The organism is Pseudoalteromonas rubra (genome assembly GCF_001482385.1).
Taxonomy (GTDB): domain Bacteria; phylum Pseudomonadota; class Gammaproteobacteria; order Enterobacterales; family Alteromonadaceae; genus Pseudoalteromonas; species Pseudoalteromonas ardens.
Genome location: NZ_CP013611.1, coordinates 3,422,617 through 3,434,481 on the forward strand (window position 1 = coordinate 3,422,617; position 11,865 = coordinate 3,434,481).

The 11,865-nt window shown below is 47.8% G+C and carries 11 protein-coding genes; 6 read left to right on the forward strand and 5 right to left on the reverse strand.

The features are described from left to right. Positions 1–21: 21 nt before the first annotated feature. From rpoD to rsmD, 5 genes are all read right to left on the reverse strand, one after another. On the reverse strand, positions 22–1,866 hold the full coding sequence (rpoD, locus tag AT705_RS14870) for an RNA polymerase sigma factor RpoD (RefSeq protein ID WP_058797168.1): 1,845 nt from the start codon (positions 1,864–1,866) through the stop codon (positions 22–24). Between the two features lie 103 nt (positions 1,867–1,969). After that, positions 1,970–3,727 carry a DNA primase gene (dnaG, locus tag AT705_RS14875; protein ID WP_058797169.1) on the reverse strand — a complete coding sequence of 586 codons (1,758 nt, stop codon included), beginning with the start codon at positions 3,725–3,727 and terminating at the stop codon, positions 1,970–1,972. Between the two features lie 73 nt (positions 3,728–3,800). Further along, positions 3,801–4,247, reverse strand: a complete 447-nt coding sequence (locus AT705_RS14880) for a GatB/YqeY domain-containing protein (RefSeq protein ID WP_010383241.1) — start codon at positions 4,245–4,247, stop codon at positions 3,801–3,803. Between the two features lie 18 nt (positions 4,248–4,265). After that, on the reverse strand, positions 4,266–4,481 hold the full coding sequence (rpsU, locus tag AT705_RS14885) for a 30S ribosomal protein S21 (protein WP_010362466.1): 216 nt from the start codon (positions 4,479–4,481) through the stop codon (positions 4,266–4,268). A 228-nt stretch (positions 4,482–4,709) separates the two neighbouring features. Then, positions 4,710–5,288 (reverse strand): 16S rRNA (guanine(966)-N(2))-methyltransferase RsmD, encoded by a 579-nt coding sequence (gene rsmD / locus AT705_RS14890; protein WP_058797170.1) that lies wholly within the window; start codon positions 5,286–5,288, stop codon positions 4,710–4,712. A gap of 288 nt (positions 5,289–5,576) precedes the next feature. Between rsmD and ftsY the strand changes: the two genes are divergently transcribed. From ftsY to rraB, 6 genes are all read left to right on the forward strand, one after another. Further along, entirely contained in the window at positions 5,577–7,745 is a 2,169-nt protein-coding gene (ftsY, locus tag AT705_RS14895) for a signal recognition particle-docking protein FtsY (protein WP_082669005.1), read from the forward strand. Between the two features lie 77 nt (positions 7,746–7,822). Then, a complete protein-coding gene (gene ftsE, locus AT705_RS14900; protein ID WP_010383235.1) occupies positions 7,823–8,515 on the forward strand; it encodes a cell division ATP-binding protein FtsE in 693 nt (230 codons plus the stop codon). Continuing rightward, entirely contained in the window at positions 8,512–9,498 is a 987-nt protein-coding gene (gene ftsX, locus AT705_RS14905) for a permease-like cell division protein FtsX (protein ID WP_049865546.1), read from the forward strand. The genes ftsE and ftsX overlap by 4 nt, the downstream gene beginning before the upstream one ends. 313 nt (positions 9,499–9,811) lie before the next feature. Further along, positions 9,812–10,675 (forward strand): RNA polymerase sigma factor RpoH, encoded by an 864-nt coding sequence (rpoH, locus tag AT705_RS14910; RefSeq protein ID WP_058797171.1) that lies wholly within the window; start codon positions 9,812–9,814, stop codon positions 10,673–10,675. 135 nt (positions 10,676–10,810) lie between these two features. Beyond that, the gene (locus AT705_RS14915) at positions 10,811–11,548 is read left to right on the forward strand and encodes a 1-acylglycerol-3-phosphate O-acyltransferase (protein WP_049865545.1); all 738 of its coding nucleotides are present in this window, start codon (positions 10,811–10,813) and stop codon (positions 11,546–11,548) included. Next, positions 11,523–11,858 (forward strand): ribonuclease E inhibitor RraB, encoded by a 336-nt coding sequence (gene rraB / locus AT705_RS14920; RefSeq protein WP_010383227.1) that lies wholly within the window; start codon positions 11,523–11,525, stop codon positions 11,856–11,858. The genes AT705_RS14915 and rraB overlap by 26 nt, the downstream gene beginning before the upstream one ends. The last annotated feature ends 7 nt before the right edge of the window (positions 11,859–11,865 follow it).

The following is an 11,865-nucleotide window of genomic DNA, read 5'->3' on the forward strand; positions in this document are numbered from 1 at the left end:
TTAATGATTTTGAATGAGCGCTTAGCCTTTGACATCCAGGAAGCTCTTCAGTAGATCAGAGCGTGATGGATGACGCAGCTTTCGAAGCGCCTTGGCTTCAATCTGACGGATACGTTCACGTGTTACGTCAAACTGTTTACCAACTTCTTCCAGTGTATGGTCGGTATTCATGTCGATACCAAAACGCATGCGCAGTACTTTTGCTTCTCGTGCCGTCAGGCCTGCAAGTACCTCATTAGTGGCGCCACGCAGGCTTTCCATCGTGGCTGAATCCACCGGCGACTCAATCGTGGTGTCTTCGATGAAATCACCCAGATGCGAATCTTCATCATCACCGATTGGGGTTTCCATGGAGATTGGCTCTTTGGCAATTTTCAGCACTTTGCGGATCTTGTCTTCTGGCATCATCATGCGCTCTGCCAGCTCTTCCGGGCTCGGCTCACGACCCATTTCCTGTAGCATTTGACGCGAAATACGATTCAGCTTGTTGATCGTTTCAATCATATGCACTGGAATACGGATAGTACGTGCCTGGTCCGCAATAGAGCGGGTGATTGCCTGACGGATCCACCAAGTTGCATAAGTAGAGAACTTATAACCACGACGGTACTCAAACTTATCAACGGCTTTCATCAGACCAATGTTACCTTCCTGGATCAGATCCAAAAATTGCAGACCACGGTTGGTGTATTTCTTGGCAATTGAGATAACCAGGCGTAAGTTGGCTTCAACCATTTCTTTCTTCGCACGACGGGCTTTCGCCTCACCAATACTCATACGACGGTTGATGTCTTTGATACGTTCAATGCTCAGGCCTGTGCTTTCTTCAATGGCCGTTAGCTTGTTCACACAGCGCTCGATCTCTGGCTTAACTTGTGCCAGCTTAGCTGAGTGTTTGTCGCCTGCGGCAATTTCTGCATCGACCCAGGCCATATCTGTTTCATTGTTGGCGAAGTGCTTAATGAAGGTTTTCTTCGGCAATTTCGCTATCTGGCAAGCTTGCTTCATGATGATACGTTCTTGTACTCGAACGCGATCCATCATGTCACGCATGTTATTTACCATGCGGTCAAATTGCTTTGGTACCAGCTTGAACTTACGGAACAGCTCACCAATTTCAGCGATCGCAGCTTGTGAATCCGGATGCGCACGGCCTTTTACTTCAAAACACTTACGTGCATTGTTGTATAGGGTTCTTAATTCTTCGAAGTGCTCGCGCGCAATTTCAGGATCCGGGCCAGTATCAGCATCTTCCGAATCGTCGTCGTCTTCATCGCCATCATCATCTTCATCGTCGAGATCTTCTTCGCTGAGCTCTGAACCGATATGCGTTGCTGAAATGGGGGCTTCATCGTCTTCCAACGAATCAAAGAAGCCAGAAACGATGTCGCTCAGGCGCATCTCCTCGGCTTCGTATTTGTCCCATTGCTCCAGCAGGTAAGTAATGGCTTCAGGATACTCGGCAACCGAGATCTGAACCTGATTAATCCCTTCTTCAATGCGTTTCGCGATGAGAATTTCGCCTTCACGCGTCAGCAGTTCAACCGTGCCCATTTCACGCATGTACATGCGTACAGGATCTGTGGTTCTGCCGATTTCTTTTTCTACCGTTGCCAATGCGGCAGCCGCTGCTTCGGCTGCATCCTCGTCGGTCGTGGTTTCCTGCATCATCAGTTCATCGGCATCGGGTGCAGATTCTGCTACCTGGATACCCATATCATTGATCATGCTAATGATATCTTCTACTTGATCCGAATCTATGATGTCTTGTGGAAGGTGATCGTTAACTTCTGCAAAAGTTAAGTAACCTTGCTCTTTACCTTTCTGAATCAGAAGTTTGAGTTGTGACTGAGGAGATTGATCCATAGAGATTATTGCTTCCACTCTGATAAAGTTGTTACAACGGGCGTCAGCTAAAAACCACACTATTTTGGTTGACGCAGTGAATAGAACATTATAACAGCAAAAATTAATTTTGACCAGTTCTTCGCGCACCTAACGCTTGAGTCAGGAGCGCGCATTCCAGTCGTTCGTCGCTGTTTAAACCTTCTGTTTTGTCTTTTATTAATAAGGTCTCAAGACGCAAATTTAAACACTGATCTTCAATAAACTGAAAAGTGTTTTTAAATTCATCAATGAGCTTTTCTTCATCAATGTTATGTTGCCAGGTTGCCAGTTTATTGAGTGCTGAATATTCAGGCGTGTCCCTAAAAGCTTCAAGGATGTGTGCCGTCGTATAATCAGGTCGTGATAAACAGGTGGCCTGTAAAGTCAGGAACAAGCGCATACCGGGCAAAGGGAGTTCTGCCAGATCCGGTAAGTGTTCGACAACAGATGCCAGACCTGGATGCTGTAGCAACAGACCAATCGCCCTGCGCATTGGCGTGACTTTAAATTTACGTTCAATGGCATGCTGCTTTCGCGGTGTCGCCAGCTTGGCACTCAGTTGCTCACGGGTACGACCGATCAGGCGCGCTAAAGTAGTCAGTAAAGACTCCTGATAATACTCACTGGGTACTTTTTCTATCAGAGGTAGTGCTTCACTGAGTAACTTGGCTTTACCAGCATCGGTCGTTAAATCACATTGTTCTGACAGTCGGGCAAAGAGCACCTTACTATAGTCTTGTGCATCAGACAGGCGCTGTTCAAATGCTTCTTTGCCTTCCTGTTGCACTAAGGAATCGGGGTCTTCACCATCAGGCAGAAACACAAAGCGCAGTGATTTACCGTCTTTTAAATTGGGCAGCGCATGCTCCAGTGCACGCCAGGCGGCATCTTTACCGGCCCTATCACCATCATAGCAACAGATGACGTCATCTGTGTTACGAAATAAAGTTTGCATATGTTCCGCTGTGGTCGCTGTGCCCAGTGCTGCTACGGCATAGTCGATGCCATATTCAGAGAGAGCGACGACGTCCATATAGCCTTCGACTATCAGTACCTGTGCGAGCTGACGATGTGCTTGTTTGGCTTCATAAAAGCCATATAACTCAAAGCTCTTATGAAAGATCCGTGTTTCCGGTGAGTTAAGATATTTAGGGCCCTGATCTTGCCCCATAATACGACCACCGAAGGCGATCACCCGGCCGCGCTTATCACGAATAGGGAACATCAACCGGTCGCGGAAAAAGTCGAACTGGCGGCCAGGGGATTTCTCTGTCGCGAGTTTCAATTCAACCAGTTGTTGGCGTTGTGCCGGGTTGCGCGCCAGGGTGCTAATAAGCTGATCCCATTCGGGCGGTGCAAAGCCAATCTGAAATTTATCGATGGTTTGCTGTGACAGGCCACGCCCGGTGACGTAGGCTTTAACCTCCGCTGATTTCTGATGCTGATTGAGTTGCTGCTGGTAGTAACGCGCAGTTTGTTGCATCAGATCGTAATCGGACTTTTTCTCTTCAAAGCTTCTTTGTGGTCCGCCCAGGCCTTGCTCTCTGGGGATCTCCAGACTGAACTGACCCGCTAATTCTTCAATAGCATCGACGAATTCGAGCTTGTCGTATTCCATTAAAAATGAAATAGCATTGCCGTTAGCACCACAGCCAAAACAATGATAAAACTGCTTATCACGAGAGACGGTGAAAGAGGGGGTTTTCTCGTTATGAAAAGGGCAACAGGCCTGATAATCTTTGCCGGCTTTTTTCAGACCAATACGGTTATCGATTAATTCAACGATGTCGGTTCTGGCCAACAGGTCGTCGATAAATTGTCTTGGGATTTTTCCTGCCATTTTTACCCTATCGCTTAGACGAAGAAACCGAGCGCTAGGCTCGGTTTACTTATAATCATACTTGATGCGGGGCTTATGCGCTAAGCTTCTGTTTAATCAAACCTGAAACTTTGCCCATATCAGCACGACCTTCAGCTTTTGCCTTGATCACGCCCATTACTTTGCCCATATCCTGCATACCAGCGGCGCCAGTATCGGCGATTGCAGACTCGATCAAGCTTGCTATCTCTTCTTCACTCAAAGGTTGAGGCAAGAAGGACTCTAGCACAATGATCTCACCCGCCTCTACGTCCGCTAAATCTTCGCGGCCAGCGTCTTTATACTGAGTATAAGAATCGCGGCGTTGCTTTACCAGTTTCACTAACACGGAGGTAATACCTGCGTCGTCCAGTGTGGTCTGGTTGTCGATTTCTCGTTGCTTAACTTCAGCAAGGGCAGCACGAATAGCAGTAAGACGAGGTTTGTCTTTGGCTTTCATTGCCGCTTTTTGCGCGTCTTTTAACGTAGCTAACAGGCTCATATGCAAGACTCGCAGCGATTAGTATAATTTAACGCGACGTGCGTTTTCGCGAGAAAGCTTTTTCATGTGACGCTTAACAGCAGCCGCTTTCTTACGCTTACGCTCAGCTGTTGGCTTTTCATAGTGCTCGCGACGACGAACTTCTGAAAGGATACCTGCTTTTTCACATGAACGCTTGAAACGACGAAGTGCTACGTCAAACGGTTCGTTCTCTCTTACTTTAATTACTGGCATTAAAAATTCACCTACCTAATTAGTGAGCTTTGCTCTAATCGACCAAAAAACGGTCAATTGGTTCAAAAATGGTGCGGTATTGTAAGCCGAAGCATTACCGCATGTAAAGTCTAAATTATAGTTAAAATTGCACCAGCTGTCATGCCAGAAGCCCGAAGCCACAGTGGACATGAGCATTTATACTAAACTGTCCATTAATTCAGCAGGTTAGTGTAAATGTAGGATTGGTCAAGTGCGCTGGTAGAGGCGACAACAAACCTGTCCGGCTTGTTTTTCTTTCAAAATAGTCCAGTTCTCAGGGAATATGGGCGTACTCTCGCGTTCAAATTCGACATAAATGAGGGCGTCTTCATTTAGCCACTGGTTGGCTTCCAGCAAAGCACAACAGGATTGCACCATATCGCGTCTGAACGGTGGGTCAACAAATACCAGGTCAAATGTGTGTGCTGCCGGGGTAGCCAGTTTATTCAGGGTATCGCCCTGCTCGACCCGGGCATTGTCGACCTTGAGTGTGTCGGCGTTTTGTTGCAGCTGTTGTGCAACCTGCTTATCAAATTCGAAGAAGGTGGCACTGTGCGCAAACCGTGACAAAGCTTCAAAGCCCAGACTACCAGAGCCTGCAAAGCAGTCGAGTACTTTGGCGTCTCTGACATCCTGCATCAGCCAGTTAAACACCGTTTCTTTGACTCGGTCGGTGGTTGGTCTGAGCCCTTCAACGTCTTTAACGGGCAGCTTTCTGCCTCGAAATCGCCCACTGATCAATCGGATATGCCCTGATACCGGCTTTTTTGACTGCTGCTTTCTCATTTTTTACCAACTACGCGCAAAAGATAACGGTCAGTATACCGCATCCGGGGAGGTGTATAGCAAGGTTTATTATGACGCAGTGCTTTTATCAGGCAGATATCACTAAGCTGTGATTTTTCATCCTATTGGAACATGTTACACTGTCGCTCCAGTAATGATAGAGCTTGTTATCAGCCATTTGCATGGCCTGTCAGGTCTTCCTACAGAGAGCGGTCAGTGCATTTGGAGTATCTGCGCAAACAAGTTCTCACTAATTTGATTGCACACTAAAACGGTATTTAGCGAGTTATGGGTAAAAAGAGCAAAATTCTATCCTGGTTAGGATTTGGAAAATCAGATAAAAAGCAGCAAGAAGCTGAACGAGAAGCCGCTCGCTTGGCCGAAGAGCAGGCTCAGCGGGAAGAAGCTGAGCGTTTAGCCAAAGAACAGGCCGAGCGTGAAGAAGCGGAGCGTTTAGCCAAAGAGCAGGCAGAGCGTGAAGAAGCGGAGCGTCTAGCCAAAGAACAGGCCGAGCGTGAAGAAGCGGAGCGTTTAGCCAAAGAGCAGGCAGAGCGTGAAGAAGCTGCGCGTTTAGCCAAAGAGCAGGCTGAGCGTGAAGAAGCTGCGCGTTTAGCCAAAGAGCAGGCAGAGCGTGAAGAAGCTGCGCGTTTAGCCAAAGAGCAGGCTGAGCGTGAAGAAGCGGAGCGTTTAGCCAAAGAGCAGGCAGAGCGTGAAGAAGCTGCGCGTTTAGCCAAAGAGCAGGCAGAGCGTGAAGAAGCGGAGCGTTTAGCCAAAGAACAGGCCGAGCGTGAAGAAGCTGCGCGTTTAGCTAAAGAGCAGGCTGAGCGTGAAGAAGCTGCGCGTTTAGCCAAAGAGCAGGCAGAGCGTGAAGAAGCGGAGCGTTTAGCCAAAGAACAGGCCGAGCGTGAAGAAGCTGCGCGTTTAGCTAAAGAGCAGGCTGAGCGTGAAGAAGCTACGCGTTTAGCTAAAGAGCAGGCAGAGCGTGAAGAAACAGAGCGTTTAGCCAAAGAGCAGGCTGAGCGTGAAGAAGCTGCGCGTTTAGCCAAAGAGCAGGCAGAGCGTGAAGAAGCGGAGCGTTTAGCCAAAGAACAGGCCGAGCGTGAAGAAGCTGCGCGTTTAGCCAAAGAACAGGCTGAGCGTGAAGAAGCTGCGCGTTTAGCTAAAGAGCAGGCAGAGCGTGAAGAAGCTGCGCGTTTAGCCAAAGAGCAGGCAGAGCGTGAAGAAGCGGAGCGTTTAGCCAAAGAACAGGCAGAGCGTGAAGAAGCTGCGCGTTTAGCTAAAGAGCAGGCAGAGCGTGAAGAAGCTGCGCGTTTAGCCAAAGAGCAAGCGGAACGTGAAGAAGCCGAGCGTCTTGCCAAAGAGCAAGCGGAACGTGAAGAAGCTGCGCGTTTAGCCAAAGAGCAAGCGGAACGTGAAGAAGCCGAGCGTCTTGCCAAAGAACAGGCCGAGCGTGAAGAGGCAGAGCGTTTAGCCAAAGAGCAGGCAGAGCGTAAAGAAGCCGAGCGTCAGGCTCAGGAACAAGAAAAGCCGAAGAAGAAAGGTTTTTTTGCTCGTTTGAAGCAAGGCTTGCTGAAGACTAAGACCAACATAGGTTCCGGCTTTGCCAGTATTTTCCGTGGTAAAAAGATTGACGATGAGCTATTCGAAGATCTTGAAACACAGCTATTAACGGCTGACATTGGTGTCGAGACAACCATGAAGCTGATAGATAATCTGACTGATGCAGCGGACCGCAAACAGCTCAAAGACGGTGAAGCGCTGTATGACCTGATGAAGCAGGAAATGGCAGACATCCTGAAGGATGCAGAAAAGCCGCTAGAGATCCCGGCCAATAAAAAACCATTTGTGATTTTGATGGTGGGTGTGAATGGGGTTGGTAAGACCACCACAATCGGAAAAATGGCGAAGCAGTTCCAGGCGCAGGGCAAGTCTGTGATGCTGGCTGCCGGTGATACCTTCCGGGCTGCAGCGGTAGAGCAGCTGCAAGTGTGGGGGGAGCGTAACGATATTCCTGTGATTGCGCAGCATACTGGTGCAGACAGTGCATCGGTTGTATTCGATGCCTTCCAGGCTGCACAGGCCCGTGATGTTGATGTGTTAATCGCAGATACGGCTGGTCGATTGCAGAATAAAGATAACCTGATGCAGGAGCTTGAAAAAATTGCGCGGGTTATGAAGAAACTGGATCCGGATGCACCACACGAAGTGATGCTGACCATAGATGCGGGCACAGGCCAAAATGCGATTAGCCAGGTGAAACTATTTGATCAAGCTGTGGGTCTGACTGGCATCACCCTGACTAAGCTGGATGGTACCGCCAAGGGTGGGGTGATCTTTGCGGTTGCAGATCAATTCAAGATGCCTATCCGCTATATTGGTGTAGGTGAAAGTATTGACGATCTGAGAACCTTTAAGAGCGATGACTTTATCGAAGCACTTTTCAGTCAGGATAATTAAGACAGACAGGTGCTGCTCTGATCCCGCTTGTCGGGATCAGGTAAAGCGGAAGCAGTATAACAAAAGCAGGGCAGGCAATGATCAAGTTTGAGCAAGTCAGTAAAACCTATCCCGGTGGACATCGGGCGCTGGAAAAGGTCAGTTTTGAGCTCACCAAAGGGGAGCTGGCGTTTCTGACTGGTCACAGTGGTGCAGGTAAGAGTACGCTGCTGAAGTTGATCAGCCTGATGGAACGGCCCTCGGCCGGGCGTGTTGCCATCAATGGTGTCGATCTGAATCAAATTAAAAATAGTCAGGTGCCGTATATTCGTCGCGACATTGGCATTATTTTTCAAAATCATCGTCTGCTGGAGCGTTATAACGTTTTCGACAATGTGGCGCTGCCGTTGGTTATTGAGGGGACCCATCATAATCATATGACCAAGCGAGTGCATGCGGCACTCGACAAGGTTGGCCTGTTAGACAAAGTAAAGTGCCAGCCGAGCACTTTGTCTGGTGGTGAGCAGCAGCGCGTGGGGATCGCCCGTGCAATTGTGAATTCGCCTCCTTTACTGCTGGCAGATGAGCCGACTGGTAACCTGGACCCGGAATTGTCGATGGAAATACTCAAGTTGTTTGAGGACTTTAACCGTCACGGCACGTCGGTGCTGATTGCTACACACGATCTTGGCCTGATTGCACGAATGAAATACCGCAGTCTGACACTGGATCATGGCCGTTTGATTCAGGATCCTCTGCTAGGCACGTCGCTGCCAGGAGACGCGCTATGAGTTTATTATTCAAAGGTCGCGGCACGCAAAACGATAAACAAAGCAAATCGGTGATCCTGAAGTGTTACTTCTTCATTATTACGATATTGCGTCAGGGCGTACACAGCTTAGGTGAAATGTGGCGTACCCCTTTGGCGTCAATGATGACCATTTTGGTGCTGGGTCTGAGTCTGACTTTGCCAACCACCCTGTATGTGGTGGTTAAGAATGTGCAGAAAGTCAGCAGCGGCTTTCAGGAAGCGGCTGAGATCTCTTTGTTTGTCAAAGACAGTGTCAGTGAACAGGCAACACAGACTTTGGTAAAGCGGCTAGCACTTTACCCTGAAATTGACACTGTTAGTTTCATTGGCAAAGACAAAGCGCTGGAAGAGTTCAAATCCATTTCCGGATTTGGCCAGGCATTGGATTATCTCGAAGAAAACCCGTTGCCCAGCGTCGTCCTGGTGACACCGACGGTTCGTCATCGCAGTGCACAAGCTGCTAATACTCTGCTAAATAAGCTGGAGCAGGAAAGAGAAATTGAGTTTGGTAAGCTAGATATTGAATGGCTTGAACGCCTCAATGCCCTACTTAGCTTGCTTAAAGAAAGCGTGATCACCATCGGCTTACTGCTGCTCAGTGCTGTAGTGCTTATCATTGGTAACACCATTCGCTTGTCTATTATGGATAAGAAAGAAGAGATCCAGGTACTTAAGCTTGTTGGTGCGACCAACACATTTATTCATACGCCGTTTTTATGGACCGGGATCTGGTATGGGATTATTGGCGGCTTGATCGCCTTTATTTGTGTCATGTTGATGTTGTGGTGGCTGGAATCAGCCGTTGCCCTGGTGGTCGGCGTGTATCAAAGTAACTTTGTACTACAGGGATTATCTGGCTCAGAGTTGCTGTGCCTGCTATTGCTGGCCGTGGCGCTGGGCTTTATTGGGTCTTTTCTATCGGTAAGAAAGTACATTAAAGACATCGAGCCAGACAAGGTGTAGAACTGTGCTCAGTTGTAATGGCTAAGAGAGTGCTAACTGACGAATACTTTAGTACTCTCTTAGGGCAGATTAGCACTCTAAACCCGCCAAATTAGCACTGTCAGATATTGCAGCTGGCATTATCTGAACATCCGCTTACCATAGGTATTTTTTTGAAGCCTAAAATATCTATTTAAAATCAACGGTTTAATTATTAATTAAAGTGTAATAATAAAAAGCTTGATCTTTGAGGCTGAAAAGTAGTAGATTGCATTTAGCACTCTAAGGTAAAGAGTGCTAAAATTGGCAAAACGAATTATCACTGAGGTGAAAAATGAGTAAAGACATTTATGCGATGGCACTGACCGCTGGGCAACAAAGCGCGAGTATAGAAGGCTACCTACAATCGGTAAGTTCTATCCCGATGCTGGACGCTGAGCAGGAAAAAGCGCTGGCAACCCGCCTGCATGAGGATGGGGATTTGCACGCAGCTAAGCAGCTCATTATCTCTCATTTGAGATTTGTGGCCCATATTGCCAAAAGCTACTCTGGCTATGGCCTACCACAGGCAGACTTAATCCAGGAAGGCAATATTGGACTGATGAAAGCCGTAAAACGCTTCGATCCGACAGTTGGTGTGCGCTTGGTGTCGTTTGCTGTACACTGGATCAAAGCCGAAATTCATGAATACGTCTTAAAGAACTGGCGTATTGTTAAAGTTGCCACCACTAAGGCGCAACGTAAATTATTCTTCAACCTGCGTAAAAACAAGAAACGTCTGGGTTGGTTTAATCAGGAAGAGATCACCACAGTTGCAAATGAACTGGGTGTCAGTGAAAAAGAAGTACGTGAAATGGAATCGCGAATGAGCGGCCAGGACATGGGTTTCGACTTAACTTCGGATGATGATGATAACAGTCCGAGCAGCAGTTTTTCACCGGTTCAGTATCTGACAGATGCAAGCAGTGACGTTGCAGAGGTCATTGAAGAAGAGCAGTGGCAGGAGCAATCTCAAAACCGTCTTATCGCAGCAATGAAGACGCTGGATGAACGTTCTCAGGACATTGTGGCCGCACGTTGGCTGTCTGAAGATAAAGCGACGTTACAAGATTTGGCGGATAAATATCAGGTTTCAGCGGAACGAGTTCGTCAGCTGGAAAAATCTGCAATGAAAAAGTTACAGGCTGCGATGAGCTAATCGCTTAAGCTCCCTGAATAAAATTTAAAATGCCGCTCAAGTTAGCGGCATTTTTTATGGCTGAAACAAAATTGAGCTTACAAGTGTAAGCCTATTTGATTATAATGCGCCGACTTGATAATAGGAGTCTCTATTTTGTTAGCTGTAGTTCGAATTCTGGCAATGGCGCTGTTTATCATCCTCAGTTGTCTGGCTGGCCTGACATTGAGCCTGATCCGCCCTTTCCATGCTAATAACGTGCATGTGGTTGCGTCCTGGTTTGGCAAGATGTCGCGTGTGATCGGGGTTAAGCTCGAAATCTCAATTGATCCTGGTGCGAAAGATCTGGGCCCCGCAATGTATATTGCCAATCACCAGAATAACTATGATTTATTCACCTTACCTGCTGTGGTGCCGCACAACACCGTGAGTATGGGCAAGAAAAGTCTGAAGTGGGTACCTTTTTTCGGTCAGTTGTACTGGTTATCCGGCAATATTCTGATCGACAGGGCGAATCGCACTAAAGCGGTGAACACGCTGGATAAGTCCATAGCAAAAATTAAGCAACGAGGGATGTCATTGTGGATGTTCCCAGAAGGAACACGTAGCTACGGCAGAGGCTTACTGCCGTTTAAGACCGGTGCGTTTCACACTGCCCTGAGTGCTGATGTGCCTGTTGTGCCGGTCTGTATGAATAGTACGGCTGGCCAGATAAAGCTTAACCGTTGGAATAACGGTACAGTGTACATTGATGTTCTGGCACCAATCAGCCTGGACAAAGACATACCCGCACGTGAGCATGCCAAACAGATCCATGCTAAAATGGCAGCACATATTGCACAGTTAGACGAAAAAGTGAGAGCAGCAAGTGGAAAATTGGCAAGAGATCAGTGAAGACATCGTTGATTCGTTGTTAGAAGATGGGTCAAACCCGGATACCTTGTACGAGGTAGAGCACCATTTTGTCAGCGAAGAATTTGAAAAGCTGGAACAGGCAGCACTGGCTGCATTTAAACTTGGGTATGATGTTGAAGATCCGGCAGAGCTTGAGCTGGAAGATGGCAGTAAAATCTGGGGTTTTGACGTTGTCGTTGAAGCTGAGCTTGATGCCGCAGTGATTATGGAAGATGTCACTAAGCTGGTTGAAATTGCCACACACTGTGGTGTTGAGTACGATGGTTGGGGTACCTATTTCCAAGAATAATCCCACG

What these genes read in the sequence shown, in the direction of transcription:
- AT705_RS14880 (WP_010383241.1), bottom strand. Translation starts at nt 4,247, where the DNA reads ATGAGCCTGTTAGCTACGTTAAAAGACGCGCAAAAAGCGGCAATGAAA.
- dnaG (WP_058797169.1), bottom strand. Translation starts at nt 3,727, where the DNA reads ATGGCAGGAAAAATCCCAAGACAATTTATCGACGACCTGTTGGCCAGA.
- ftsE (WP_010383235.1), top strand. Translation starts at nt 7,823, where the DNA reads ATGATCAAGTTTGAGCAAGTCAGTAAAACCTATCCCGGTGGACATCGG.
- rpoH (WP_058797171.1), top strand. Translation starts at nt 9,812, where the DNA reads ATGAGTAAAGACATTTATGCGATGGCACTGACCGCTGGGCAACAAAGC.
- ftsY (WP_082669005.1), top strand. Translation starts at nt 5,577, where the DNA reads ATGGGTAAAAAGAGCAAAATTCTATCCTGGTTAGGATTTGGAAAATCA.
- rpsU (WP_010362466.1), bottom strand. Translation starts at nt 4,481, where the DNA reads ATGCCAGTAATTAAAGTAAGAGAGAACGAACCGTTTGACGTAGCACTT.
- rsmD (WP_058797170.1), bottom strand. Translation starts at nt 5,288, where the DNA reads ATGAGAAAGCAGCAGTCAAAAAAGCCGGTATCAGGGCATATCCGATTG.
- rpoD (WP_058797168.1), bottom strand. Translation starts at nt 1,866, where the DNA reads ATGGATCAATCTCCTCAGTCACAACTCAAACTTCTGATTCAGAAAGGT.
- ftsX (WP_049865546.1), top strand. Translation starts at nt 8,512, where the DNA reads ATGAGTTTATTATTCAAAGGTCGCGGCACGCAAAACGATAAACAAAGC.